This window comes from Mycobacterium sp. NGS26, from assembly GCF_059813025.1.
The window spans coordinates 590,194-615,472 of record NZ_JCALDU010000001.1; the positions used below are offsets into that span (position 1 = coordinate 590,194).

The following is a 25,279-nucleotide window of genomic DNA, read 5'->3' on the forward strand; positions in this document are numbered from 1 at the left end:
GCGTAGCGCGATGAGGAGGAGTGGCGCATTTTGAGCGACGGACCGTTGATCGTGCAGTCCGACAAGACGGTGCTGCTCGAGGTGGACCACGAGCTGGCCGGCGCCGCGCGCGCCGCCATCGCGCCGTTCGCCGAGCTGGAACGCGCGCCCGAGCACGTGCACACCTACCGCATCACGCCGCTGGCGCTGTGGAACGCCCGCGCGGCCGGCCACGACGCCGAACAGGTCGTCGACGCGCTGGTCAGCTTCTCCCGCTACGCGGTGCCGCAGCCGCTGCTGGTCGACATCGTCGACACCATGGCCCGCTATGGCCGCCTGCAGTTAGTCAAGAACCCGGCCCATGGCCTCACGCTGGTCAGCCTGGACCGCGCGGTGCTCGAGGAGGTGCTGCGCAACAAGAAGATCGCGCCGATGCTCGGGGCCCGGATCGACGACGACACCGTCGTCGTGCACGCCAGCGAGCGCGGCCGGGTCAAGCAGATGCTGCTCAAGATCGGTTGGCCCGCAGAGGATCTCGCCGGCTACGTCGACGGCGAGGCGCACCCGATCAGCCTGCACCAGGACGGCTGGCACCTGCGCGATTATCAGCAGATGGCCGCGGACTCGTTCTGGTCCGGCGGCTCCGGCGTGGTGGTGCTTCCCTGCGGCGCCGGCAAGACGCTGGTCGGTGCGGCGGCGATGGCGAAAGCCCGTGCGACGACGCTCATCCTCGTCACCAACATCGTCGCCGCCCGGCAATGGAAACGCGAGCTGGTCGCGCGCACCTCGCTCACCGAGGACGAGATCGGTGAATACTCCGGGGAGCGCAAGGAAATCCGGCCCGTCACCATCTCGACCTACCAGATGATCACCCGTCGCACCAAGGGCGAGTACCGGCATCTGGAGCTCTTCGACAGCCGCGACTGGGGGCTGATCATTTACGACGAGGTGCACCTGCTGCCGGCGCCGGTGTTCCGGATGACCGCCGACCTGCAGTCGAAGCGGCGGCTGGGCCTGACCGCCACGTTGATTCGCGAGGATGGCCGCGAGGGCGACGTGTTCTCCCTGATCGGGCCGAAGCGCTACGACGCGCCGTGGAAGGACATTGAGGCGCAGGGCTGGATCGCGCCGGCGGAGTGCGTCGAGGTCCGCGTCACCATGACCGACAACGAGCGCATGATGTACGCCACCGCCGAGCCCGAGGAACGGTACCGGTTGTGCTCGACGGTGCACACGAAAATCGCTGTGGTGAAGTCGATTCTGGAGAAGCACCCGGACGAGCAGACCCTGGTGATCGGCGCCTACCTCGATCAGCTCGACGAGCTGGGCGCCGAGCTGAATGCCCCGGTGATCCAGGGGTCGACCCGGACCAGGGAACGCGAAGCGCTGTTCGACGCCTTCCGCCGCGGCGAGGTGCCCACGCTGGTGGTGTCGAAGGTTGCCAACTTCTCCATCGACCTGCCGGAAGCCTCTGTGGCGGTTCAGGTTTCGGGGACCTTCGGCTCACGTCAGGAGGAGGCGCAGCGGCTGGGCCGATTGTTGCGGCCCAAGCACGACGGCGGTGGCGCCATCTTTTATTCGGTGGTGGCCCGCGACAGCCTGGACGCCGAGTACGCCGCACACCGGCAGCGCTTCTTGGCCGAGCAGGGGTATGGCTACATCATCCGCGACGCCGACGACCTGCTCGGCCCCGCGATTTAACCGCGAGCAGACGCAAAAGCCCCCGAAAACCCATGGTTTCGGGGGCTTTTGCGTCTGCTCGCGCCACTCAACCGGTGGGTATTGATGCGGTCTACCAGACCAACTGGGTCGTGCCGTATGTCGTCGACGGTCATCGGAATGCTGGTCCAGCCGCATTCCTGAAGCCGGGCAGTTTTCTGCCTGTCATGCAGCAGGGCCTTTGGACCCAGGTGCCACTCGATGCTGTCGTACTCGGCGGCCAGCATCGCATCCGGCCAGGCAAAGTCGACACGCCAGACCTTTCCGTAGTGGTCGACAATGCTGTATTGCAGCTCGGGCATGGGCAGCCGGTGGTCGATGAACACCAGCCGCGCCTCGCTCTCCATCGGCGACTCGGCGAGGCCGTTGGCGTAGCCGATCAATTCCCGGACCTTGACGACGCCTCGGCGTCCTCTGTGTTCGCGGACCGTCGCCTGCAATTCGCCTGTCGTACAAGCGCCGAGGTGTAGGGCGGCATCGAGAGCCGCCAAAGCGCGCGGTCGCCGCAGCGTCCTCGCGACTTCTATGGCCGTCCATGCGGGTGCCGTCGCAAGGCGCCCTTCAACCCGCCGCAGTGGAGCGCCGATTCGTTGATGCACCATGAGACACGAGGACGGGCGCATCCGGACACCTGGGTCAAGGATGTGCACTCGTGATGTGGCCTCGGTGTCGAAGCCGTACAACGCCGCGGCGGTACCCATGCAGGCCACAATCGGCTGACCGGCCAAAAGATCCAGCGCGCCCAGCGTGCCCAACAGGTCCGGCTGGCTTACTCCGTAGACCCCATGGCAAACCCGAATTAGTCTGCCCGCCTTGATGAATCCGGCGAGCTGTTTGCGGGTGATCACGGTCAGCAGTTCAGCGGTGGTCGCTAGCCCTCCCCTCGACAGCAGCACGCGTTCGATGTCCATAGCCAGCAACCATGCTGTCGGGCGCAGCGTATCGGTAGTCAGCTACGTCCGACCTGGGGACAGGCGCGCGGCTGTGCACGGCCGAGCAGACGTAAAAGCCCCTAAAACCATGGGTTTTTGGGTGCTTTTACGTCTGCTCGCGAGGGAACTAGAGCGACAGGATGGTCGCCGACGCGGTGCCGGGCGCGCCGTACACCTGGGCCAGCCCGACGCGCGGGTTGCCGGGCACCTGCCGCTCGCCGGCCTCTCCGCGCAACTGGCACACCAGCTCGTGCATCTGCCGCAGGCCCGACGCGCCGATCGGCTCACCGTTGGCGATCAGCCCGCCGTCGGTGTTGACGGGCATCGAGCCGTGGATCTCGGTGGCCCCGTCGGCCACCAGCTTCTCCTGCTCGCCGTCGGCGCACAGGCCCGTCTCGGCCATGTGGATCACCTCGGCGCCGGCATCGGTGTCCTGCAGCTGCGCGACGTCGACGTCCTCGGGCCCGATGCCGGCCGCCTCGTAGGCGGCCCTGGCCGCGTACACCGTCGGTGAGGAGTCCTCGTCCAGCGGCGCCGACGTGGCGTGCACCTCGTAGGCGCCGTAGCGGCGGGTGCGGATCTCGCAGGCCCGCACATAAACCGGCTTGTCGGTGAACTTGTGCGCCATGTCGGCGCGGCACATGATCACCGCGGCGGCGCCCTCGTCGGGCGCGCAGAACATGTACTGCGTCAACGGGTAGTTCAGCACCGTCGAGTTGAGGATCTCCTCCTCGGGAATCGCCTTGCGGCGGAATGCATTCGGGTTCAACGCGCCGTTGCGGAAGTTCTTGGCAGCCACCTTGGCCAGCGTGGACTGGGAGATGTGGTGGTCGTGGATGTACTTGTTGGCCTTCATGCCGAAGAACTTGGTGGTGACGAACTGCCCGTTCTGCGCATACCACTGCGGCAGCGCCAGTTTCGCGGGGTCGTCGGTGAACGCGCCGCGCGGGTGCTTGTCCAAGCCGATGGCGATGCCGAGGTCGTACTTGCCCAGCCGAATGGTGTCGGCGGTCTGCTGAATGGCGCTGGCCGCCGTCGCACAGGCATTGAACACGTTGGTGAACGTGATGCCGGTCAGCCCGACCAGCCGGGTCACCGCGTCCGGGTTGGACACCTCGTGGCTGCCGCCGAAGCCGAACTGGATGTCTTTCCACTCGACACCGGCATCGGTCAGCGCGGATTGGATGGCCTCGGCGCCCATCTGCATCGCGGTCTTCTCGAACCTGCCGAAGGGATGCAGGCCCACGCCGATGATGGCCACATCGTTAGTCATATCGCCTCCTTTAGACCGGCCGGAACGCGAACGTCATGACTTCGTTGCCGTCGGCATCGGTGGTCAACGGCACCATGGTGAGTTCGACGTCTTGGCCGAACTGCAGTTTCGCCGGGTCGTTTTCGGTCAGCCGGCCCTCGACCCGGATGACGTCGCCGAGTTGCACCAGGCCCACGCCGAACGGAACGAAATCCTCGCCGGTCGGCCCGGCGTAGGGGGCTCCGGGCGGGAAGCCCTGGGTCGTCCACGCCACCAGGGTTCCGCGGCGCGGCAACAACAACTCGGTCATCTCGCCGCCGCTGCAGCGCGGGCACCACTGCTGCACGGGAAAGGTGGTGGCACCGCAGCCGCCGCATTGACTGCCGATCAGCTGCGGGCTCTCGTCGGGCCAGGTGGAGATGTCGGGGGCGAGTGCCTTCTGCATCGAGGGATCCTCCGTCGTCCGCGGCAGAATAGTGCGCTCACTGAAAGGTACAACACCGTTCGACAAAACCGGAAATCAGGTTCTCGCACCCGGGGCGCCCCACGGGTCTGCCCGAGGTCGCACCCGTCGGGGGCGTTATCTTGGCGACTATGCCGGTCACCGTGATACTCGAACTCAAATTCAAGCCCGAATCGGTAGCCGCGGCGCGCGACGTCATGGGCCGGGCGCTGCGCGACACCCGCGCGTTCGACGGGAACCTCAAGACCGACGTGCTCGTCGACGAGGACGACGAAGCGCACTGGCTCGTCTACGAGCTCTGGGACTCGGTAGAGCACGACGAGGCCTACCGCAGGTTTCGCGCCGGCGAAGGAAAACTGACCGAGCTGCCGCCGCTGCTGGCGGCGCCGCCGGTCAAGACGCGTTACGTCCCCGCCGACGTCTAGCCGAGCGCGGGAATCACTTCGCGTTCGAACAGCTCGATGCCCGAACGGTCGTATGCGGCCTCGGGGAAATAGCAGATCGCGTACTCGCACCCGAGGTCGCGGACCTTCGCGATCCGTTCGATCACCTGCTCCGGTGTGCCCGTCGCCGAATCCGGGCCGGCCCCACCGGCGATCATCGCGTCCGCCACCGACTCGGGCACGTAGTCGACCATGCGGTCGCGCACTCGCTGCAGCCGGTCTTTGACGTCGGCATCCGACGTCCCGACGAGCGCGGTGAAGTTGGCCGAGCGCACGATGGCGTCGAAGTCGGTGCCCACCTCGCGGCAATGCTGCGCCAGCACCTCCGACTTGTGCGCGAACGCCGCGGGCTCGGGTGTGAAGTTGGTGTACTGCGCGTATTTCGCGGCGATGCGCAACGTCACCTTCTCACCGCCACCGGCGATCCACAGTGGAATTCCATTGGTCTGCAACGGCTTCGGGGCCACGATCGCGCCATCGACCTGGTAGTGCTTTCCGTCGAAGCTGACCTTGCCGTCGCGCCAAGCATCGCGCATGATCTGCACGCCTTCGTCCAGCCGGCCCAACCGGACACCGGCCGGCGGAAAGCCGTAACCGTAAGCGCGCCATTCGTGTTCGTACCAGCCGCCGCCGATGCCCATCTGGATCCGGCCGCCGGAGATGATGTCCGCGGTCGCCGCCACCTTGGCCAGATAGACCGGGTTGCGGTAGCTCATCGCCGTGCACATCTGGCCGAGCTTGATCCGCGACGTGGTCGCCGCGTAGGCCGCCATCAGCGTCCACGCCTCGTGGGTGGCTTCGCCCGTCGGCAACGGCACGGTGTGGAAGTGGTCGTACACCCACAGCGAGTCCCACCCGCTGCCGTCGGCGTAGGTGGCCAGGTCGCGCATCACCGCCCAGTGCTTTTCGGGTTCGATGCCGACCAGATCCATTCGCCAGCCTTGCGGAATGAAGAGACCGAAGCGCATAGCCAGGCACTCTAACCCTCTGGTGCGCGCCGGGCACGCGCGCAACGGCTAGCCTGACTCGAGAGCGAGGGAGGCTCGTCGTGCGGATTCTGATCTCCGGGGCCAGCATCTCGGGTCCGGTGCTGGCGTACTGGCTCACCCGGTACGGGTTCGAAGCCACCATCGTCGAACGCGCGCCCGCGTTGCGGAAGAGCGGGGGTCACGCCGTCGACCTGTTCCGGCCGGCCATGGAGATCTCGGAAAAGATGGGCGTGCTGCCGAGAATCGAGGCGCTGGCCACCGGGACCGACGAGCTGACGATGCATCGCGCGGGCAAGCGGCCGATCCGCATCGATCTGACCAAGATCGTGGGCGCCGCATCCGATCGTCACGTCGAGATCATGCGCGACGACCTCAGCGAAGCGTACTACGACGCCGCGCGCGACCGGGTCGAGTACTTGTTCGGCGACTCGATCACCGCCATCTCCCCCGACGGCGAGGTGACGTTCGAGCGCGCGGCGCCACGCAGGTACGACGTCGTGGTCGGCGCCGACGGGCTGCACTCGAACGTGCGGCGGCTGGTCTTCGGCGAGGACGCCGGAAAGACGCAGTTCCTCGGCGGATACCTGGCGGTGTTGTCGGCGCCGAAAACGCTTGCGCGCGAGAAAGAGATGGTCGTCCACGTCGGCGCCGGCCGGCTCGCCGGAATCTACACCGCGCAACCGCTGGACGATGCGCGCATATTGTTCATGTTCCGCAGCAAAGAGGAACTCGAGTATCACTACCGAGATTCCTTGCGGCAGAGGGAATTACTCCGCACGGCATTCGCCGGGATGCATGCGACGGTGGACGGCTGGCTCGACGAGCTCGACCGCACGCCGACGTTCTACTTCGACTCGATCACCCAGTTGCAGCTGGACACCTGGTCGCGCGGGCGGGTCACGCTGGTCGGCGACGCCGGCTACTGCCCGGGGCCCGCGGTCGGCGGCAGCACCAGCATCGCCGTCCTGGGCGCCTACGTGCTGGCCGGCGAACTGGCGCAAGCGAACGGAGACCACGCGCGGGCCTTCGCGGCATACGAACGGGAGATGATGGATGCGGTGCGGCGGAGCCGCGCGTTCGCGCGCGCCGTGGCCAAGAGCCTGATACCAACCTCCGCGGCCGGGTTGTGGGCGTTGACCCGCGGCGTCCAACTGGTCTCGCTGCTGCCCGCCGGGCTCACCAGGCCACTCGCGCGATTGAACACCAAGGGCGTGCGGCTCTACGACTCGATGCAGTACAAAGACTACGGCGCGGCGGGCGTTCGAGAGGAAAGGTGACCGATGGAGCTTACCGGTGTCGGTGTATGGAGCAGCCAACTACGCTACGGCGACCCGGCCGAATCCGCCGACGCAGCAGCGGAATTGGACGAGCTGGGCTTTACGGCGCTGTGGATTCCCGACGTGGGCGGGCCGGTGTTCGACGCGGTGGGTCGCCTGCTCGCCGCGACCAAACGCGCGGTGATCGCGACCGGAATCCTGAACCTGTGGATGCACTCGCCCGGGGACGTCGCCGAATCCTATGCCGCGCTGACCGCCGAGCACGGCGACCGCTTCCTGCTGGGGATCGGCGTCAGCCACGCGCCGCTGATCGATGCCGACCGGCCGGGGCGCTACCGCAAGCCGCTGGCGGCGACGGCGTCGTTCCTGGACGGGCTGGATGCCGCGCCGCGACCGGTGCCCGCGGCAGCGCGGGTGCTCGCCGCGCTCGGCCCGAAGATGCTGGCGTTGTCCGCGGCGCGGGCCCGCGGTGCGCACCCCTACCTCGTCACCCCCGGCCACACCGCTTCTGCCCGTGCGACTTTGGGTGAGGGCCCGTTGCTGCTGCCGGAGCAGACCGTGATCCTGACCGAGAGCGCCGACGAGGCGCGCCGCATCGGGACCGACTGGCTCCGTGCGTACTTGGCACTGCCGAACTACGCCAACAACCTGCTGCGCAGCGGGTTTTCCGAAGACGACCTGGCACAAGTCAGCGATCGGCTCTTCGACGCGATCATCGCGTGGGGCGACGAAGAGGCCATCCTGCGTAGGGTCGCCGAGCATCGCGAGGCCGGCGCCGACCACGTCTGCGTCCAGGTCCTGACGGCCGACCCCACCGAATTCCCGCGCGAGCAATGGCGCCGAATCGCCGCGGCCCGTTAGCCCCGGGTAGGCATACGGTTGAGGTATGGCTTCCAAGCACACCCTGTTTCGAATCTTCTACCGCATCGGCTTCACGCCGTGGGACGGTCACCCGATCGCGCAGAGCCTGCGGGACCTGGTCGAGGGAACCACTGACACGCCCGCGCTGCCCGCTGGGTCGGCGCTGGAACTCGGGTGCGGCACCGGAGACACCTCGATCTACCTCGCCCAACACGGATGGCGCGTCACGGCGGTGGACTTCGTCGCGAAGGCGCTCGACAAGGCGCGCGCCAAGGCCGGCGCCGCCGGCGCTTCGGTCGACTTCGTCCAAGCCGACGTCACGCAGCTGAGCCAGGAGGGCATCGGCGCGGGCTTCGGCTTGATCGTGGACAACGGCTGCCTGCACAACATGAGCGATGCCGATCGCGACGCCTACGTCCGCGAGGTCAGCGCCGTGGCCGCGCCCGACGCGCGGCTGTTGATCGTCGCGTTCCTTCCCGGTGGAAGGTTCGGCGTGCGGGGCGTCGACCCCGCCGAGATGGAACGGCGATTCACCCCGTCCTGGACGCCGTTGTCCGCCGGCCAGGAGCGCGAGCTTGACCACGAGCAGACGCCGACGCGCTACTACCTCTTTCAGCGCCGCGCCTAACGGGCGAGCAGACGCAAAAGGCCCCCGAAACGCGCGGTTTCGGGGGCTTTTGCGTCTGCTCGCGAACCTACGTCAGCGAGGACGGCGGCAGGAAGCGGTCGCCGTACTTGGCGGCCAACTCGCGGGCCCGGGCCACAAACGCGTCCTTGCCCGTGCCGGCCGGGCCGGAGTAGCCGACGATGAACTGCGCGCTGCCGCCGGTCCACGGCGGGAAGCCGATGCCCATGATCGAGCCGATGTTGGCGTCGGCCGTCGACGTCAGCACGCCCTCGTCGAGGCACTTCTGCGTTTCCAGCGCCTCGGCGAACAGCATCCGGTCGATCATGTCCTGCAGCGGCGGCCGCGACGAACCGGACTTGAACGTCTCCCGCAGGCCGGGCCATAGCCGGGTGCGCTTGCCGTCGACGTATTCGTAGAACCCGGCGCCCTTCAATCGCGAAGGCCGGCCGATCTCGATCATCTTCTCGACGACGGCCTCGGCCGGGTGCGGCTCGTAGGTGCCGCCGGCGTCCTCGACACCCTTGCGGGTGGCGACGGCGATCTTGTGCATCAGCTCCAGGTTGAGCTCGTCGGAGAGCTGCAGCGGCGGCGCCGGGTAACCGGCCTGCGAACCGGCCTGCTCGATGCTGGCCGGCTCCACGCCCTCGCCGAGCATCGCCAGCGCCTCGTTGACGAAGGTGCCGATGACGCGGGAGGTGAAGAAGCCGCGGCTGTCGTTGACGACGATCGGGGTCTTGCCGATGGCCAAGGTGTAGTCGAACACTCGGGCCAGCGCCTCGTCGGATGTCTTCTCGCCCTTGATGATTTCGACCAGCGGCATCTTGTCCACCGGCGAGAAGAAGTGGATTCCGATGAAGTCCTCCTGCCGCTTGACGCCGGTCGCCAGGCCGGTGATCGGCAGGGTGGAGGTGTTGGACCCCAGCAGCGCGTTGGGCTCGACGATGTCCTCGATTTCCTGGAACACCTTGTGCTTGAGTTCCTGGTTCTCGAAGACTGCCTCGATCACGAAGTCGACGCCCTTGAAGTCGGCGGCGTCGGCGGTCGGGGTGATGCGGTCCAGCAGCGCCTTGGACTTCTCCTCGGTGGTGCGGCCCCGCTCCAGCGCCTTGGCCTCCAGCTTCTCGGAGTAGCCCTTGCCCTTGGCGGCGGCTTCCACGCTCACGTCCTTGAGCACCACGTCGAAGCCGGCCTTGGCCGACACATAGGCGATGCCGGCGCCCATCATTCCGGCGCCCAGCACACCGATCTTCTTGATGGGCGTCTTACCGATGCCCTCCGGGCGCGAGCCGCCGGAGTTGATGTGCTGCAGGTCGAAGAAGAACGCCTGGATCATGTTCTTGGCGACCTGGCCGGTGACCAGCGATGCGAAGTAACGGCTTTCGATGCGCGTGGCGGTGTCGAAGTCGACCTGGGCGCCCTCCACCGCGGCGGCCAGGATGGCGCGCGGCGCGGGCATCGGCGCACCCTTGAGCTGCCTACGCAGATTCGACGGGAACGACGGCAGGATGGCGGCGAGCGCCGGCGACGCCGGGGTGCCGCCGGGCATCTTGTAACCCTTTTTGTCCCAGGGCTGTTCGTGCGCATCCGGGTTGGCCTTGATCCACGCCTTGGCGGCGGGCACCAGCTCCTCGACCGTCGGCAGCAGCTCGTCGATCAGGCCGATCTCCTTGGCCTTGGCCGGCTTGAACCGCGTGCCCTGCGCGAGGATGTTCACGAACGCGTTCTGGATGCCGAACATCCGCACCGTTCGGGTCACCCCACCGCCGCCGGGCAGCAGGCCCAAAGTCGCCTCGGGCAGGCCGATCTGGCTGCCCTTGACGTCGGCGGCAATGCGGTGATGACAGGCCAGCGCGATCTCCAGCCCACCGCCGAGCGCCGCGCCGTTGATGGCGGCGACGACGGGCTTGCCCAGCGTCTCCAGCGTGCGCAGCTGACGCTTGACGGTTTCGACGGTGTCGAACACGTCGCCGGCGTCCTCGGGCCTCGCCTGGATCATCGTCTTGACGTCACCGCCGGCGAAGAAGGTCTTCTTCGCGCTGGTGATCACGACGCCGGTGATCGAATCCTTCTCGGCGACAAGGCGATCCACGGCCTTGCCCATCGACTCGATGTAGGCGTCGTTCATCACGTTGGCCGACCCGGATGGGTCGTCCATGGTCAGCGTGACGATGCCGTCGGCGTCTTTGTCCCACTGAATGGTGTTGTCTGCCATGCGCTTAAACCCTCTCGATGATCGTCGCGACGCCCATGCCGCCGCCGATGCACAGCGTGATGAGCGCGCGCCGGGCGTTGCGGCGCTCCAGTTCGTCGACCATGGTGCCCAGGATCATCGCGCCGGTGGCGCCCAGCGGGTGCCCCATCGCGATGGCACCGCCGTTGACGTTGAGCTTCTCGTCGGGGATGTTCAGGTCCTTCTGGAACTTCAGCACCACCGAGGCGAACGCCTCGTTGAGCTCGAACAGGTCGATGTCGTCGATGGTCAACCCGGCGCGGTCCAGCACCTTGCGGGTGGCCGGCGTCGGTCCGGTCAACATGATGGTCGGCTCGGCCCCGGTGGTGGCGGTGGCGACGATGCGGGCCCGCGGGGTCAGGCCCTGCGACCGGCCGGCCGCCTCGGAGCCGACGAGCACCAGCGCGGCGCCGTCGACGATGCCGGAGCTGTTGCCGCCGGTGTGCACGTGGTCGATCCGCTCGACCCAGTGGTACTTCTGCAGCGCCACGTCGTCGAAGCCGCCCAGCGCCGCGAGGCCCTCGAAGGCGGGCTTCAACTTGGCCAGACCCTCCATGGTGGTGTCGGGCCGCATGTGCTCGTCGTGGTCGAGGATCAGCAGCCCGTTCTGGTCGCGGACCGGAACGATGGACTTCGCGAAGTAGCCGCCCGACCACGCCTCGGCGGCCTTCTGCTGGCTGCGCAACGCGTAGGCGTCGACGTCCTCACGGGAGAAGCCCTCGATGGTGGCGATCAGGTCGGCGCCGATGCCCTGCGGCACGAAGCCGACGTCGTAGTTGGTGGCGGGGTCGAGCGCCATGGCGCCGCCGTCGGAGCCCATCGGCACCCGACTCATCGACTCCACGCCGCCGGCCAGCACCAGGTCGTCCCACCCGGACCGCACCTTTTGCGCGGCGGTGTTCACCGCCTCCAGGCCCGACGCGCAGAACCGGTTGAGCTGCACGCCGCCGACGGTGTCGGGCATCCCGGCGGCCAGCACCGCGGCCCGGGCGATGTCGGCGCCCTGGTCTCCGACCGGCGACACGACGCCCAGCACGACGTCGCTGATCAGGTTCTCGTCGAGGTCGGGGAACCGCCTGCGCAGCTCGTCGATCAGGCCGACGACCAGGCTGAGCGGCTTGACCTCGTTCAACGATCCGTTCTTCTGCTTACCGCGCGGGGTGCGGATGGCCTCGTAGACAAAGGCTTCTTCGGACATGTCGGCTTCCTCTTCACAAATGGGGGTTCGGATCCGTACCAGCACCCTAACAGGGTCGCCCGGCCAACCTGTTGGTTGGGAGGTCATCCCCACAGAGGCGAGGTCGCGCCGAGCGTGAAGCTGTTGCGATTTCCGGGCCGGGATTTCGCAACCACTTCACGCTCGACGTCACCGCACCGCCACGCTGCTGAGCGCCTTAAGCTCGAACGCCATGACGGTGTCGCGACTGCGGCCATACGCGACCACGGTGTTCGCCGAGATGTCGGCGCTGGCCGCGCGGATCGGCGCGGTGAACCTCGGTCAGGGTTTTCCAGACGAGGACGGACCCCCGGCAATGCTGAAGGCCGCGCAGGACGCCATCGCCGACGGCGCCAACCAGTACCCGCCGGGCATCGGCATCGCGCCGCTGCGCCAGGCCATCGCCGCCCACCGCAAGCGGCATTTCGGCATCGAGTACGACGCCGACACCGAGGTGCTGGTGACCGTCGGCGCCACCGAGGCCATCGCGGCGGCGGTGCTCGGGCTGGTCGAGCCGGGCTCCGACGTGCTGCTGATCGAGCCCTTCTACGACTCCTACTCGCCGGTGGTGGCGATGGCGGGCGCGCACCGGCTGGCCGTGCCGCTGGTCCCCGACGGCCGCGGCTTCGCGCTGGACACCGACGCGCTGCGGCGGGCGGTGACGCCCCGGACCCGCGCACTGATCATCAACTCGCCGCACAACCCGACCGGCGCGGTGCTGAGCGAGGCCGAGCTGGCGGCGGTCGCCGAGACCGCGGTGGCGGCCGACCTTTTGGTGATCACCGACGAGGTCTACGAGCACCTGGTCTACGACGGCCGCCGCCACCTACCCCTGGCCGGGTTCGACGGCATGGCCGAGCGCACCATCACCATCTCCAGCGCCGCCAAGATGTTCAACTGCACCGGCTGGAAGATCGGATGGGCTTGTGGCCCAGCCGAACTCATCGCCGGGGTGCGTGCCGCCAAACAATATCTGAGCTACGTCGGCGGTGCGCCGTTCCAGCCCGCGGTGGCCCTGGCGCTGGACACCGAAGACGCCTGGGTGGCCGCGCTTCGCAGCTCGTTGCAGGCCAGGCGCGACCGGCTGGCGGCGGGCCTGAGCGAGATCGGCTTCGCGGTCCACGACAGCGGCGGCAGTTACTTCCTGTGCGCCGATCCGCGACCGCTCGGCTACGACGACAGCACCGCGTTCTGCGCGGCGCTGCCCGAAAGGGTCGGGGTGGCCGCCATTCCCATGTCGGCGTTCTGCGATCCGGCGGCGCCCCACGCGGACCTGTGGAATCACCTGGTGCGCTTCACCTTCTGCAAGCGCGACGACACGCTCGACGAGGCGATCAACAGGCTGGCCGCCCTCCGCCGTCCATAACTCGCTTCCGAAGCCCCTCCAGCGCGGCATGCAGGATCTTCTTGCGGGCCCGGTTGATCAAGAACTCGGGCAGCGGGGCGGACGGTTCGACGGTGATGCCGAACCGCACGCGGGTCTTGTCGTCGCCCTCGCGGGTCAGGTTGTACTCGCCGTGCTGGCCGTGTTGGTGGATGGTCTTCTTGGCGTCCCACACCATCCAGTCCGGGCCCCAGTGGTACTCGAGGAATTGCGTGTCGACGATGCCCATCACCCGGATCGTGACCTTCACGTGGTGTGGTCGCCCGTCGGGATGGGTGTCGATGACTTCGGCCTTCTTGTGCACCGCGGACCAGGACGGCACGGTGTCCATGTCGGCGAGCGCGTCGATGATGACCTCCGGGCTCGCGTCGATGACAATTTCGGACGACGCTTGTACGGCCATCGCAATTACGTCGGCGCGCCCGAATCCCGGCCGCCGGTGACCAGATCGGTCAGCCCCTTCACCGAGGCGTTGAGGACGTTCTCGGCCGCCCGCCGGACGACGAAACCCGGAATGGGACCCGCGGGTTCGACGGTGATGTCGAAACGCACCCGCGTCTGGTCGAGGCCCTCGGGTTTGATGTTGTACTCGACGTGCTGGCCGTGCTGCTGGGCGGTCCCCTTGGCGTCATAGACCACCCAGTCGGGGCCCCAGTGATACTCCAGGATCTCCTTGTCGACGAGTCCCAGAATTTTGATGACGGCCTTGACGTGGCGCGGCTGGCCGTCGGGATAACGGTCGATCACCTCGACCTGTTTGTGCAGTGGCGACCACGCTGACAGGACGCCGACGTCTCTCAGCGCCTCCATGACCACTTCCGGCGGCGCGTCGACGACAAATTCCCGTGATGCTTTTACGGCCACTGAAGATCAACCTATCAACACCGCCGCCGGATGGGCAGTGTTCGGCGTAAATACTTAGCTACCAGCCGATTTCGGCGATGGGCGTGGTGGTCGGCGGCGGCGGGCCGACGGGCCCGGCCGGCGTTCGGGAAAACCGCGGCGCGGGCGCGGCCTGTTCGACGCCGTGGGCGATGATCACCGTCGACCGCGCGCGCAAATGGTCGTTGGCCGCGGCTTCGCTCCACGTCAACACCGGTGTGACGCACGCGTCGGTGCCGGCGAAGACCCGGGCCCACTCGTCGCGCGTGCGGCTGGCGAACCGTTGCGCGAAGACGTCGCGCATCCGTGGGTATGACCCGATGTCGAGCTGACCGGGCACCTCGTCGGGCGATAGCCCGAGCCCGTTCAGCAATGCCGCGAAGAACTGCGGCTCGATGGCCCCGACGGCCATGTACTTGCCGTCGGCCGTCTCGTAACAGCGGTAGAACGGGGCACCGCCGTCGAGCAGGAAAGATTCGCGCTGGTCGCGCAGCGCGCCGGTGGACTTCATCGTCCACATCATCTGGGCCAGGACGCTGACGCCGTCGACCATCGCCGCGTCGACGACCTGGCCCTTGCCCGAACGTTCCCGTTCGTACAGCGCGATCGCGATGCCCAGCAGCACCAGCATCGAGCCGCCGCCGAAGTCGGCGACCAGGTTCAGCGGCGGCATCGGCGGCCGGTCGGCGTAGCCGAGCGCCGACAGCGCGCCGGTCTGCGACAGGTAGTTGATGTCGTGGCCGGCGGTCGGGGCCAGCGGCCCGTCCTGTCCCCAGCCGGTGATGCGCGCAAAGATCAGGCGCGGGTTGACCGCCGCGCAGTCGTCGGGCCCGATGCCCAATCGTTCGCAGGTGCCGGGCCGAAAGCAGTCCAGCAGCACGTCGGCCTTCGCGGCCAGCTGCAGCAGCGTCGCCGGGTGCGCCTTGACGTCGAGGTCGACGATCCGCTTCCCGCGGTGCAGCAGGTCGCGGTCCTCGGCCGGCATCGTCAGCCCGCCGGGACGCCGGACCCGCACCACGTCGGCGCCCAGGTCGGCGAGCACCATCCCCGCGTGCGGTCCGGGTCCGATGCCGCCGAGCTCGATGACCTTGACCCCGGCGAGTGGCCCCTGGGCGCTCACCGCGATTTCTTGACCGCGAGCACCCGTTTGCGCAGCTCCTGGGTGGCGGCATCCATCGTCCCCTTGACAGCGCGCTTGAGCACGAAGCCGGGCAGCGGGACGTTCGGGTCGACGCTGACCTCGAACTTGACCAGCGTCTGGTCGTCGCCCTTGGGGACCAGGATGTACTTGCCGTCCTGCGACTTCTGCTGAGCGGAACTGACCAGCGTCCAGCTCACCTCGTTGCCGCTCCAGGTGTAGGCCACCACCTGTTCGTCGGTGATGCCCGCCGTTTTGACCTTCATCTTCACCTGGCTGGGCCGGCCGTCGCCGCCGGTCTCGAGCACTTCCGCGCTCTGGTGAGGTCCCGACCATTCGGGCATCGCTTCGAAGTCGGCGATGACGTCGAGAATCTCCTCCGGGCTGGCTTCGATGACGATCTCGCGGGATTCTTTGATGGCCATGGCCCGCACGATAGCGAAGCGGCGTCGGGCCGGAGGTGGTTTCGGCCGAGCGTACCGTCGTCCTCGTGAGCGTCTACACCGTCGGTGACTACCTCCTCGATCGCCTGGCCGAGCTCGGCGTCTCCGAGATCTTCGGCGTTCCCGGCGACTACAACCTGGAATTCCTCGACCACATCGTCGCCCATCGGGCCATTCGATGGGTGGGCAGCGCGAACGAGCTCAACGCCGGCTACGCCGCCGACGGGTACGGACGGCTGCGCGGAATGTCAGCTCTGGTAACGACTTTCGGCGTGGGCGAGCTCTCGGCGGCCAACGCGATCGCGGGCAGCTACGCCGAGCACGTGCCCGTCGTGCACATCGTCGGCGGTCCCTCCAAGGACGCCCAGGGCACCAGGCGGGCGCTGCATCATTCGCTCGGTGACGGCGACTTCGAGCACTTCTTCCGGATCAGCCGGGAAATCACCTGCGCCCAAGCCAATCTCATGCCGGCCACGGCGTGCAGGGAGATCGACCGCGTGCTGTCCGAGGTGCGCGAGAACAAGCTGCCCGGATACATCCTGCTGTCCACCGACGTGGCCCGCTTCCCCACCGAGCCACCGGAGGCACCGCTGCCCCGCTACTCCGGTGGCACCAGCTCGCGCGCGCTGGCGCTGTTCGTCGAGGCCGCGACCGAACTCATCGGCGACCGGCAGCTCACCGTGCTCGCCGACCTGCTCGTCCACCGGCTGCAGGCGGTCAAGGAGCTGGAGACGCTGCTGGCCGCCGACGTCGTGCCGCACGCCACGCTGATGTGGGGAAAGAGCCTGCTCGACGAGAGCTCGCCCAACTTCCTGGGGATCTACGCGGGCGCGGCCAGCGCCGAATGGGTGCGCACCGCGATCGAGCAGGCGCCGGTGCTGGTGACGGCCGGGGTGGTGTTCACCGACATGGTCAGCGGCTTCTTCAGCCAGCGCATCGACCCGACCCGGACCATCGACGTCGGGCAGTACCAGAGCACCGTGGCCGGCGAGGTCTTCGCCCCGCTGGAAATGGGCGCCGCGCTGGAGGCGCTGGCCAACATCCTGGTCCGCCGCGGCATCACCTCACCGCCGGTGGTGTCGCCGGCCGCCGCGCCGCTGCCGCCACCGCCGCCGCGCGATCAACCGCTGACCCAGAAGATGGTGTGGGACCGCCTCTGCGTGGCGCTCACCCCGGGCAACGTGGTCCTCGCCGATCAGGGCACGTCGTTCTACGGGATGGCGGATCACCGGCTGCCGCAGGGCGTCACCTTCATCGGTCAACCCCTTTGGGGCTCAATCGGTTACACGCTGCCCGCGGCCCTCGGGGCGGCGGTGGCGCATCCGGACCGCAGGACGGTGTTGCTCATCGGCGACGGGGCCGCGCAGCTGACGATCCAGGAGCTCGGCACCTTCTCCCGCGAGGGGCTGTCCCCGGTCATCGTGGTGGTCAACAACGACGGTTACACCGTCGAGCGGGCCATTCACGGCGAGACGGCGCCCTACAACGACATCGTCGCCTGGAAGTGGACCGATGTCCCCGCCGCGCTGGGCGCGGCCAACCACCTGGCGTTCCGGGCGCAAACCTACGGCGAGCTCGACGACGCGTTCACCGCCGCCGCCCAGCATCGAGACCGCATGGTGTTCGTCGAGGTGGTCCTGCCGCGCCTCGAGATCCCGCCCCTGCTGAGCCAGCTCGTCGGGCCGATGTCGGCGGACGGCACCCGGCGCCGCTGAGCAAGCCTAGACCTGCCTCGCCGTTCGGCCCGCCGTCGACGATCGCAGTATCGCCTGCACGGTCCGCCGGCAGCGCCCGCAGTCGGCGCCCGCCCCGCACGCCTGGGCGACGTCCTTGGTCGTCGACGCCCCCGCCTCGACCGCCTCGCCCACCGTCTGGCTGGTGACCCCGTTGCACAGGCACACGAACATCGGCCGGGCTCAGTCCGCCCCGATGCGCATCATGTCGAAGAACCGGCCGACGAACAGCGGCGGATAGGCGCCGACGCCCGCGCCCGAGAGCCATTGTGCCGCGGCGTCCGGATGGTCGATCCACTCCCGCGCGCCGTCCTCGTCGGGAAACTCCTGCAGGATCAGGACCTCGTGGTCGTCGTCGAAAGCCTGGAACACCCAGGTCTTTCGGATGCCGGCCGCGGTGAACCTGTCCATCGCCGAGCGCACGCCGGCGGTCAGCGTCGACACGTCGTCGACGGAGGCGATCGCGGCCACCACGACGCCCGGGGCGTCGGGTGTCGGCGGCGACGCGGGAAGGAAACGATCGATGATCTCGCCGGCGAAGACGGCGGGAATGTCTTCGACGCCGGCGGCATCGAACCAATCGAAGAAGACCCGCGAGCGCAGCAGCTCCACGATGGGCTCGCGGCTGTGCACCCCGATCATCACCAGCACGCGGCCGTAGTCGTGGGTGGACGTGTACACCAGCACGTGGTGTGCGCCGATGTCGGCGAGCGCCTCCTTGTTGCGCTCGAGCAGGGGCCATACCCGGGTCGGATCAGGGACCCGATAGTCCGACGCGATCACCATCGAATGAATGTCGCCGTCACTCAACGGAGTTGGTCCTTCATCACTTTCCCGGTGGCATTGAGCGGTAACTCGTCGAGAAACTCGATGAATCTCGGCGCTTTGAATCCCGCCATCCGCTCTCGGCACCATACCAGCAGTTCATCTTCGGACACTTTAGTTTTGGCGACGATGAAGGCCTTGCCCACCTGGCCGAGGCGATCGTCGGGAACCCCGATCACGGCGGCCTGCGCCACCGCCGGGTGCTCGAGCAGAAATCCCTCGATCTCGGCCGGGTAGGCGTTGAACCCGCCCACGATGAACATGTCCTTCTTGCGGCCCACCACGCGCAGGCGGCCGGTGTCGTCGAAGTTGCCGAGGTCCCCGGTGTGCAGCCAGCCGTCGTCGTCGATCGCCTGGGCCGTCCCGGTGGGATCGTTCAGGTAGCCCTGCATGACGCCGTAGCCGCGGACCAGCACCTCCCCGTCGTCGGCGATGCGCACCTCGACCCCGTCGCAGGGCAGGCCGGCGGTGGTGGCCACCTGCTCGAACGAATCGCCGGGCCGGGACAGGGTGACGTTGCCGGCCTCGGTGAGCCCGTAGCCGGTCATCAGCGTCTGGAAGGGCAGTTCGTCGTGTATGCGGCGAACCAGTTCGACGGGGATGTCGGCGGCGCCGGTGACGCCGGCCCGCAGCGTCGACAGCTTGGCCTTGTCGCGAACCGTCAGCAGCGAGTGGTACAGCGTCGGCGGGCCGGGCAGCATCGTAATACCTTCCCGCGCAATGAGTTCCACCACCGTGTCGACGTCGAAGACCGCGACCGGCAGCATCGTCGCGCCGCGCAGGAACGACGTGATCAGGCCCGCTTTCAGGCCGAACGTGTGGAAGTACGGGTTGATCTGCAGGTAGCGGTCGCCCTCGCGCAGGTCGGCGAGCGTCGCCCATTCGTCGTACATTCGCAGCGTCTGCCGATGGTTCATCATCGCGCCCTTGGGGCGGCCGGTCGTGCCGGAGGTGAAGATGACGTCGGCGATGTCGGTGCCGCTGACCGCGCGCTCGAACGGCCTACCGCCGGAAAGGAAGTCGGATTTCAGGTCGATGACGGGGACGCCGGCGGGCGCGGTGTAGTCGCGGCCCAGGAATCCCTTGTGCACCAGGGCGGCCTTCGCCCCGCTGCGGCCGATGATGTCGCCCGCCTCGTCGTCCTTGAACCGCGTGTTGACCGGCACGAGCACACCGCCGGCGGTGAGCAGCCCGAAGGCCGCGATGATCCACTCGGCCGAATTGGGCGCCCAGATCGCGACGCGCTCGCCCTTGGCGACGCCGAGATCGGCGAAAGCGCCCGCGGCGCAACGTATTCGCTGGACAACCTCGGCGAACGTCAAGCGCAGCGGACCGTCGACAACCGCTTCCGCGTCGCCGAAGCGGTCCGCCGCGCTCAAGACCATCTCGGGGATGGTCCGCCAGGTTGGCTGGTCTGTCACACGGTGACGAGCCGACCGAGGTTGCCGCCCATGATCTTCGCCTGGTCCTCGACGGGCAGGTGCGACAGCGCGTTGACGTAGAACGTCGGCTCCGCCAGCCCCTCCGGATGCGGCCAGTCCGAGCCGTACAGCACCCGATCCACGCCGACGAGGCTGACCAGGTCGTCGATGCCGTCCTCGAAGAACGGGCTGACGTGGATGCGGTTCTTGACCATCTCGACGGGGTCGCTCGGGAAGACCTCGGGGGCCTTCCGGAAGACCTCGGCCAGGCCGTCCAGCAGCGGCGTCATCCACTTCGAGCCGGCCTCGACGATCGCGACCTTCAGCTTGGGGTGGCGGTAGAGCGCGCCGTGAATCACCCACGACCCCACCGCGTCCTGGATCGGCCGCCACTCGTTGAGGATGCCCATCGCATTGGTCTGGAACGGCAGCATCTCCTGTTCGGCGCCGTCCCACTCGGAGGTGTACCGGGAGTAGCCGCTGTCGCTGGAGTGCATGCCGACCAGCACGTCGTACTCGACGACCCGCTCCCAGAACGGGTCGAACTCGGGCACCGCGAACGACCGCGGCCCACGGAAGCCGGGGACGGGGGCCGGGCGGATCAGGATGCAGCGGGCGCCGCGCTTGACCGCCCACTCCAGCTCCTCGATCGCCTTCTCGACGATCGGCAGGGTGATGACCGGGGTGGTGAAGATGCGGTTCTGGTAGTTGAAGCCCCACACCTCATCCAGCCACTGGTTGAGCGCATGGATCAGGACGTGGATGGCGACCGGGTCGTCGCGCAGCCGCTCCTCGAGCAGGCTGGCCAGCGTCGGGAACATCAGGGTGCGGTCCAGGCCCAGCTCGTTCATCTTCTCCAGGCGCGGCCCGGGCTCGAAGAACGCCGGGATCGCGCGCATCGGCTCACCGAACAGCTCGCGCTTGGTCTTGCCTTCGGGGTTGCCGAACTTGAAGTACTCCTCCCAGGCGCCCGGGCGGGCGACAACCTCGAAGGTCGGGTTGGGGATGTAGTTGCTGATATGTCCCCGGATCGCGATCTTGGTCCGCCCGTTGACCTGCACGTACTGGACGAAGTCCTTGTACTCCTTGGGCAGGAACTTGGTCAGCGCCTCCGGCGGCTCGTAGAGATGATTGTCCGCGTCAAAGATCGGAAACGGGACGTCTTCCCGATGCGACAACTGGCCCATGAAATCCTCCTTCGCAATTTGTGAGAATACTATTCTCTACAGATGCCCAACCGCAACGTGCGCCGGCACGCTGCGGGACTTCAGCAGGTGACGACGATTTTGAAGGTCGCGGTGGCCGGTTCGTTCGGCTTGTCGGCCTTGTAGCCGTTGGCCGTGCCGGTGATCGTGAACTTGCCGCCGCTCAGGCTGCTGTTGGCGTCACCCTCGCCGCCTTGTGAGTACATGCCGGTGAAGCCGCTCAAATTGCGGATGTGCACCGACTTGACGGCCACCGGCTCCGCGCGTTCGTCGACGGAGACCGTGGCCCCCGAAAAATTGCCGCCGATGTCGATCGTGCGGAACCACTCCACCTGGGTGCACTTGACGATCTGGAATTTCGCGTCGTTGCCGTTGACGGTCACCGATGCCGTGCCGCCGGCCGGGGTCTGCGGCCTCGGGGTGCAGGCCCCGAGGACGGCGACGGAGAGCGCCACAGCCACCGCGGTGATCCGGTTGAGCATGGGGCACCTCCGGCCTCGTCGACGAAGTTCTGGGCCTGCAACGATGATGTTATTCTCCCAAGAAGAGAACGCCAATATCGGCTTTTCGGCCAAGGAGCAACGACGCATGGTGGATCTGGAGATCGACGATGGGTTGGCGGTGCTCACCATCGATCGCCCGCACGCGCGCAACGCGATCGCGCTGGACACCATGGAGCAACTGGAAAAGGCGCTCGACGCGGCCGCGGGCGCTCGGGCCCTGGTGATCAAGGGCGCCGGCGATCGGGCCTTCGTGTCCGGCGGCGACCTCAAGGAGCTGAGCACGCTGCGGACCGAGGAGGACGCCGCGGCGATGGCGAAGCGGATGCGGTCGATCTGCGATCACCTCGCCGGTTTCCCGGCCCCGGTGATCGCCGCGCTGAACGGTCACGCCTTCGGCGGCGGTGCGGAAGTCGCTGTCGCCGCGGACATTCGGGTGGCCGCCGACGACATCAAGATCGGCTTCAATCAAGTGGAGCTGGAAATCATGCCGGCCTGGGGCGGCGCCGAGCGACTGGCCACCCTCGTCGGGAAGAGCAGGGCACTGCTGCTGGCGGGCACCGGCACCACGCTCACCGCGGCCGAGGCCGAGCGGATTGGCTTGGTGGACCTGGTGTTCCCGCGCTCGTCGTTCGACGAGGGCTGGCGATCGGTCGCCAGCTCGTTGGCCCGCCACCCGGCGACCGAGATAAAGCGGGTAATCAGCGGAGTTTCGCCGGACGAGGCGATAGCATCCTTTGCACGACTCTGGGTCGCCGACGCGCACTGGCGGGCCGCAGAGCGAGTAATGAACCGCAGCACCAGTCCGCGCCCGGGAGGCGGAGGAGCGACATGACCATCGCATACAGGTTGCTGGGCGCGGGCTCGGCGATGTTGGTCGCAGTGCTATTGGTGGTGGCGGGTCTATTGGTGAGCACCGGATCCGCACATGCCGACGACCCGGTGATGCATCACGTCAAATACACCATCAGCGTGCAGAATCCGATCTACGCCAACATCTATTACATCGATCACGAACCGGCGATGTTCTCCGACTACAGCCACAACCCCTACTCGTTTACGCCGAACGTCAAGACCGACATCGCCCCGGACAAGCCGTGGAGCTACGAACTGGATTTGGCGAAACCCGAATACTGGGCCATGGTCGTGGTCAACACCGGCACCGAGCCCGGCACGCCGCAGTTTCATTGCGACTTGTCGGTGGACGGAACCGTCGTGGTGTCCAAGGACGGGCCCAGGGGCGTGCTCTGCTCGATCCGGAACTGGTGAACCACCCAGGCCGGCGGTATGCCCTCGATCGGCTGCGGCTCGCCCTCCAGGCGGCGCAGGTAACTCTCGACGAGCTCCAGGGTTTCGGCGTGACCGCCGGAAATGCCAACCGCCTTCTCCAGCACCAGAAACCGCGACAGGCTGGTCATCAGCACCGTCCAGACAACCGGCGGCATCTCCTCGCTGGACACGCCATAGCGCTGCAGCGCGGCCGTCACCGCCTTGCGCTGCTCATCCCGGAAACGCTCCGCGTAGTAAGCGATTTCGGCGCGCAGCTCCTTTCGGTGATTCGCCAGCGCCATGAATTCCATGGAAATCCGGGTGAACGCGGGATCGGTGCCGAACCTCCACAGCGCCCACAACGGCTGAGGCGATTGCAGCGCGCGCGCCTGCACTTGAAGACCCTCTTCGGCGCGCCGGCGGAAGACCTCGAGGAACAGCTCCTCCATCGTGCGGAAGTAGTAGTGCACCAGCTGGGGTTTGAGGCCCGCCTTGCTCGCCAGACGGCGCGACGTGACGGCGGCGTAGCCCTCCTCGATCATCAGCTGCTCGGCCGCGTCGAGCAGCAGGCCGCGATTCTTCGCGTCCGGCGCCCCGATTCTGCGGGCCGATGTCATGCCATTACCCCGTATTCTCTGCGCTTCCATGCCGACCACACGGATCGTATCGTGGCGCGGCGTCGTGACCTTGACCCTGACATTACCGCCATGCTAAGCAGGTGCTCAGCACATTCTCGATATCGAAACCGGGCGGCAGCACGACTTGCCACCGAACACGCAGCCCAGGGGGACGCAAACCGATGACCGACTACGATTCGATCGACTTCTTCACCGATCAGTCACTGGTCCCCGATCCGCACCCGTACTTCGACTACCTTCGCAGCCAAAACCCGGTGCTGCGCCTGCCGCACCACGGGGTCGTCGCCATCACCGGCTACGAGGAGGCCACCGAGGTCTACAAGGACCCCGACACGTTCTCGAACATCGTCGCGCTCGGCGGGCCCTTCCCCCCGCTGCCCTTCCAACCCGAGGGCGACGACATCAGCGCGCAGATCGACGAGCACCGCAGCTACTTCCCGATGTACGAGCACATGGTCACCATGGACCCGCCCGAGCACACCCGGGCCCGATCGGTGCTGAGCAAGCTGCTGACCCCGAGCCGGCTCAAGCAGAACGAGGAGTTCATGTGGCGACTCGCCGACCGCCAACTCGACGAGTTCCTGCACAACGGCGAGTGCGAGTTCATCTCCGAATACTCAAAGCCGTTCGCCACGTTGGTGATCGCCGACCTGCTCGGCGTCCCCGAGGACGACCACAAGGAGTTCCGCACTGTCCTGGGCGCCGACCGGCCCGAGGCGCGGGTGGGTGCCCTGGACCACGAGTCGGTCGGCATCAACCCGCTGGAATGGCTCGACGACAAGTTCTGCTCCTACATCGAGGATCGGCGACGCGAACCGCGCAACGACGTGCTGACCTCGCTGGCCAATGCGAAGTATCCGGACGGATCGACCCCGCCGGTCATCGAGGTGGTCCGCTCGGCCACGTTCCTTTTCGCCGCGGGGCAGGAGACCACCGCGAAGCTGCTCAGCGGCGCGTTGCAGGTGATCGGCGACCGCCCGGACATCCAGCAACAGCTGCGCGACGATCGCAGCCTCATCCCGAATTTCATCGAGGAATCGCTGCGCATGGAAAGCCCCGTGAAGAGCGACTCGCGGCTGGCCCGCCGAGCCACCCGGATCGGCGGCGTCGACATACCGGCCGGCACCGTGGTGATGGTGCTGCCGGGCGCCGCGAATCGCGATCCGCGCCGGTTCGAAAACCCGCACGAGTTCGACCTCCACCGCAAGAACGTCCGCGAACACATGGCGTTTGCCCGCGGCGTCCACTCGTGCCCCGGTGGGCCGCTGGCCCGAGTGGAGGGCCGCGTCTCGATCGAGCGCCTCCTGGATCGTATGTCCCACATCGAGATCGACGAAGCCCACCACGGGCCGAGCGCCGAGCGCCGCTACACCTACGAGCCGACGTACATCTTGCGGGGGTTGAGCGAACTGCACCTGACGTTCACGACGGCCGATTCGGTGGCACCCGTCGGCTGAGCGTTCTCGCGGGCCGCAATCAGGTCTCTTCGAGATCGACGGTGGCGCGTAAAAGTTCGAGTAACGTGCACGCCCGCGTCGATCTCGATGTCAAAGACACCGACCTGGACGCAACTACCCGACCAGCGTGCCGATGAAGTAGCAGGCGAGCAGGCTCGCCGCGATGAGGACGACCCAGGCGTCGGTCAGACGGCACAGCAGAACGGGGGCCTGCCGGACTTCCATGAATTCCCGAAAGATGATGCGCACCTTGATGACTGCGATCACTATCACGGCTGACGTGACCGCGGCGCTGGCGGTATTCGCGCGATCGGCGCGGTCGATCCACAGATAGGCCAGGGTGAGCGAGGCCAGCACCACCCAAACGATCAGCAGCCTCTTGTTGAATTTGATCG

27 protein-coding genes are annotated in these 25,279 nt (G+C 67.4%); 10 read left to right on the plus strand and 17 right to left on the minus strand.

The window, feature by feature from the left end:
• Nucleotides 1-30 precede the first annotated feature (30 nt).
• A complete protein-coding gene (locus AC5Y6X_RS02805; RefSeq protein ID WP_499984329.1) occupies nucleotides 31-1,680 on the plus strand; it encodes a DNA repair helicase XPB in 1,650 nt (549 codons plus the stop codon).
• Here the strand turns inward: AC5Y6X_RS02805 and AC5Y6X_RS02810 are convergent.
• The 3 genes from AC5Y6X_RS02810 to AC5Y6X_RS02820 all read right to left on the minus strand — a co-directional run bounded on the left by AC5Y6X_RS02810 (nucleotide 1,677) and on the right by AC5Y6X_RS02820 (nucleotide 4,327).
• Nucleotides 1,677-2,615 carry a type IV toxin-antitoxin system AbiEi family antitoxin gene (locus AC5Y6X_RS02810; protein WP_499985195.1) on the minus strand — a complete coding sequence of 313 codons (939 nt, stop codon included), beginning with the start codon at nucleotides 2,613-2,615 and terminating at the stop codon, nucleotides 1,677-1,679. The two genes, AC5Y6X_RS02805 and AC5Y6X_RS02810, sit on opposite strands and share 4 nt — an antisense overlap.
• 142 nt (nucleotides 2,616-2,757) lie before the next feature.
• Nucleotides 2,758-3,903 (minus strand): thiolase family protein, encoded by a 1,146-nt coding sequence (locus AC5Y6X_RS02815; RefSeq protein WP_499984332.1) that lies wholly within the window; start codon nucleotides 3,901-3,903, stop codon nucleotides 2,758-2,760.
• A 10-nt stretch (nucleotides 3,904-3,913) separates the two neighbouring features.
• Nucleotides 3,914-4,327 (minus strand): Zn-ribbon domain-containing OB-fold protein, encoded by a 414-nt coding sequence (locus tag AC5Y6X_RS02820; protein WP_499984334.1) that lies wholly within the window; start codon nucleotides 4,325-4,327, stop codon nucleotides 3,914-3,916.
• A 149-nt stretch (nucleotides 4,328-4,476) separates the two neighbouring features.
• Between AC5Y6X_RS02820 and AC5Y6X_RS02825 the strand changes: the two genes are divergently transcribed.
• Nucleotides 4,477-4,770, plus strand: coding sequence for a putative quinol monooxygenase (locus AC5Y6X_RS02825; protein WP_499984339.1), 294 nt, complete (start codon nucleotides 4,477-4,479; stop codon nucleotides 4,768-4,770).
• On the opposite strand, the gene AC5Y6X_RS02830 is transcribed toward AC5Y6X_RS02825, so the two are convergent.
• Nucleotides 4,767-5,756: an LLM class F420-dependent oxidoreductase gene (locus AC5Y6X_RS02830; protein ID WP_499984341.1), complete on the minus strand. Its 990-nt coding sequence runs from the start codon at nucleotides 5,754-5,756 to the stop codon at nucleotides 4,767-4,769. The two genes, AC5Y6X_RS02825 and AC5Y6X_RS02830, sit on opposite strands and share 4 nt — an antisense overlap.
• Before the next feature lie 80 nt (nucleotides 5,757-5,836).
• Between AC5Y6X_RS02830 and AC5Y6X_RS02835 the strand changes: the two genes are divergently transcribed.
• The 3 genes from AC5Y6X_RS02835 to AC5Y6X_RS02845 are packed head-to-tail and all read left to right on the plus strand — an operon-like array spanning nucleotide 5,837 to nucleotide 8,543.
• Nucleotides 5,837-7,054, plus strand: a complete 1,218-nt coding sequence (locus AC5Y6X_RS02835) for an FAD-dependent monooxygenase (protein WP_499984343.1) — start codon at nucleotides 5,837-5,839, stop codon at nucleotides 7,052-7,054.
• Between the two features lie 3 nt (nucleotides 7,055-7,057).
• The gene (locus AC5Y6X_RS02840) at nucleotides 7,058-7,915 is read left to right on the plus strand and encodes an LLM class F420-dependent oxidoreductase (protein WP_499984344.1); all 858 of its coding nucleotides are present in this window, start codon (nucleotides 7,058-7,060) and stop codon (nucleotides 7,913-7,915) included.
• 25 nt (nucleotides 7,916-7,940) lie between these two features.
• The gene (locus tag AC5Y6X_RS02845) at nucleotides 7,941-8,543 is read left to right on the plus strand and encodes a class I SAM-dependent methyltransferase (protein WP_499984346.1); all 603 of its coding nucleotides are present in this window, start codon (nucleotides 7,941-7,943) and stop codon (nucleotides 8,541-8,543) included.
• 67 nt (nucleotides 8,544-8,610) lie between these two features.
• On the opposite strand, the gene AC5Y6X_RS02850 is transcribed toward AC5Y6X_RS02845, so the two are convergent.
• The gene (locus AC5Y6X_RS02850) at nucleotides 8,611-10,755 is read right to left on the minus strand and encodes a 3-hydroxyacyl-CoA dehydrogenase NAD-binding domain-containing protein (RefSeq protein ID WP_499984347.1); all 2,145 of its coding nucleotides are present in this window, start codon (nucleotides 10,753-10,755) and stop codon (nucleotides 8,611-8,613) included.
• 4 nt (nucleotides 10,756-10,759) lie between these two features.
• Nucleotides 10,760-11,971, minus strand: coding sequence for an acetyl-CoA C-acetyltransferase (locus AC5Y6X_RS02855; protein WP_324673984.1), 1,212 nt, complete (start codon nucleotides 11,969-11,971; stop codon nucleotides 10,760-10,762).
• A 211-nt stretch (nucleotides 11,972-12,182) separates the two neighbouring features.
• Here AC5Y6X_RS02855 and AC5Y6X_RS02860 point away from each other — a divergent pair, with 211 nt between their 5' ends.
• Nucleotides 12,183-13,355, plus strand: coding sequence for a pyridoxal phosphate-dependent aminotransferase (locus tag AC5Y6X_RS02860; protein ID WP_499984350.1), 1,173 nt, complete (start codon nucleotides 12,183-12,185; stop codon nucleotides 13,353-13,355).
• On the opposite strand, the gene AC5Y6X_RS02865 is transcribed toward AC5Y6X_RS02860, so the two are convergent.
• Genes AC5Y6X_RS02865 through AC5Y6X_RS02880 form a run of 4 tightly spaced genes read right to left on the minus strand, consistent with a single transcriptional unit; the run spans nucleotide 13,324 to nucleotide 15,818 of the window.
• Nucleotides 13,324-13,776 carry an SRPBCC family protein gene (locus tag AC5Y6X_RS02865; RefSeq protein ID WP_499984353.1) on the minus strand — a complete coding sequence of 151 codons (453 nt, stop codon included), beginning with the start codon at nucleotides 13,774-13,776 and terminating at the stop codon, nucleotides 13,324-13,326. The two genes, AC5Y6X_RS02860 and AC5Y6X_RS02865, sit on opposite strands and share 32 nt — an antisense overlap.
• Before the next feature lie 5 nt (nucleotides 13,777-13,781).
• Nucleotides 13,782-14,237, minus strand: coding sequence for an SRPBCC family protein (locus AC5Y6X_RS02870; protein WP_499984356.1), 456 nt, complete (start codon nucleotides 14,235-14,237; stop codon nucleotides 13,782-13,784).
• 58 nt (nucleotides 14,238-14,295) lie between these two features.
• Nucleotides 14,296-15,375: a CaiB/BaiF CoA transferase family protein gene (locus AC5Y6X_RS02875; protein ID WP_499984360.1), complete on the minus strand. Its 1,080-nt coding sequence runs from the start codon at nucleotides 15,373-15,375 to the stop codon at nucleotides 14,296-14,298.
• Entirely contained in the window at nucleotides 15,372-15,818 is a 447-nt protein-coding gene (locus AC5Y6X_RS02880; protein ID WP_499984365.1) for an SRPBCC family protein, read from the minus strand. Before AC5Y6X_RS02880 ends, AC5Y6X_RS02875 begins: the two co-directional genes overlap by 4 nt.
• Nucleotides 15,819-15,853: 35 nt before the next feature.
• Here AC5Y6X_RS02880 and AC5Y6X_RS02885 point away from each other — a divergent pair, with 35 nt between their 5' ends.
• Nucleotides 15,854-17,551, plus strand: coding sequence for an alpha-keto acid decarboxylase family protein (locus AC5Y6X_RS02885; protein WP_499984367.1), 1,698 nt, complete (start codon nucleotides 15,854-15,856; stop codon nucleotides 17,549-17,551).
• Nucleotides 17,552-17,557: 6 nt separating this feature from the next.
• On the opposite strand, the gene AC5Y6X_RS02890 is transcribed toward AC5Y6X_RS02885, so the two are convergent.
• The 5 genes from AC5Y6X_RS02890 to AC5Y6X_RS02910 all read right to left on the minus strand — a co-directional run bounded on the left by AC5Y6X_RS02890 (nucleotide 17,558) and on the right by AC5Y6X_RS02910 (nucleotide 21,502).
• On the minus strand, nucleotides 17,558-17,743 hold the full coding sequence (locus AC5Y6X_RS02890; RefSeq protein WP_324673970.1) for a (2Fe-2S)-binding protein: 186 nt from the start codon (nucleotides 17,741-17,743) through the stop codon (nucleotides 17,558-17,560).
• 9 nt (nucleotides 17,744-17,752) lie between these two features.
• Entirely contained in the window at nucleotides 17,753-18,379 is a 627-nt protein-coding gene (locus AC5Y6X_RS02895; protein WP_324673968.1) for a fatty-acid--CoA ligase, read from the minus strand.
• Nucleotides 18,376-19,779 (minus strand): FadD3 family acyl-CoA ligase, encoded by a 1,404-nt coding sequence (locus tag AC5Y6X_RS02900; RefSeq protein WP_499985198.1) that lies wholly within the window; start codon nucleotides 19,777-19,779, stop codon nucleotides 18,376-18,378. Before AC5Y6X_RS02900 ends, AC5Y6X_RS02895 begins: the two co-directional genes overlap by 4 nt.
• A 32-nt stretch (nucleotides 19,780-19,811) precedes the next feature.
• On the minus strand, nucleotides 19,812-21,002 hold the full coding sequence (locus AC5Y6X_RS02905) for an amidohydrolase family protein (protein WP_499984370.1): 1,191 nt from the start codon (nucleotides 21,000-21,002) through the stop codon (nucleotides 19,812-19,814).
• An 80-nt stretch (nucleotides 21,003-21,082) separates the two neighbouring features.
• Nucleotides 21,083-21,502 (minus strand): lipoprotein LpqH, encoded by a 420-nt coding sequence (locus AC5Y6X_RS02910; RefSeq protein WP_499985199.1) that lies wholly within the window; start codon nucleotides 21,500-21,502, stop codon nucleotides 21,083-21,085.
• 106 nt (nucleotides 21,503-21,608) lie between these two features.
• Here AC5Y6X_RS02910 and AC5Y6X_RS02915 point away from each other — a divergent pair, with 106 nt between their 5' ends.
• Complete coding sequence (locus AC5Y6X_RS02915) at nucleotides 21,609-22,355, plus strand: enoyl-CoA hydratase/isomerase family protein (protein WP_499984372.1); 747 nt, start codon at nucleotides 21,609-21,611, stop codon at nucleotides 22,353-22,355.
• Nucleotides 22,352-22,789 (plus strand): Rv2576c family protein, encoded by a 438-nt coding sequence (locus tag AC5Y6X_RS02920; RefSeq protein ID WP_499984374.1) that lies wholly within the window; start codon nucleotides 22,352-22,354, stop codon nucleotides 22,787-22,789. Before AC5Y6X_RS02915 ends, AC5Y6X_RS02920 begins: the two co-directional genes overlap by 4 nt.
• Here the strand turns inward: AC5Y6X_RS02920 and AC5Y6X_RS02925 are convergent.
• Entirely contained in the window at nucleotides 22,705-23,406 is a 702-nt protein-coding gene (locus tag AC5Y6X_RS02925; protein ID WP_499985201.1) for a TetR/AcrR family transcriptional regulator, read from the minus strand. The genes AC5Y6X_RS02920 and AC5Y6X_RS02925 overlap by 85 nt on opposite strands.
• Before the next feature lie 182 nt (nucleotides 23,407-23,588).
• On the opposite strand from AC5Y6X_RS02925, the gene AC5Y6X_RS02930 reads away from it, so the two are divergent.
• The gene (locus AC5Y6X_RS02930) at nucleotides 23,589-24,884 is read left to right on the plus strand and encodes a cytochrome P450 (protein ID WP_499984377.1); all 1,296 of its coding nucleotides are present in this window, start codon (nucleotides 23,589-23,591) and stop codon (nucleotides 24,882-24,884) included.
• A gap of 114 nt (nucleotides 24,885-24,998) precedes the next feature.
• Here the strand turns inward: AC5Y6X_RS02930 and AC5Y6X_RS02935 are convergent, their stop codons facing one another.
• Nucleotides 24,999-25,277 carry a cytochrome C oxidase subunit IV family protein gene (locus AC5Y6X_RS02935; protein WP_499985202.1) on the minus strand — a complete coding sequence of 93 codons (279 nt, stop codon included), beginning with the start codon at nucleotides 25,275-25,277 and terminating at the stop codon, nucleotides 24,999-25,001.
• Between the last annotated feature and the right edge of the window lie 2 nt (nucleotides 25,278-25,279).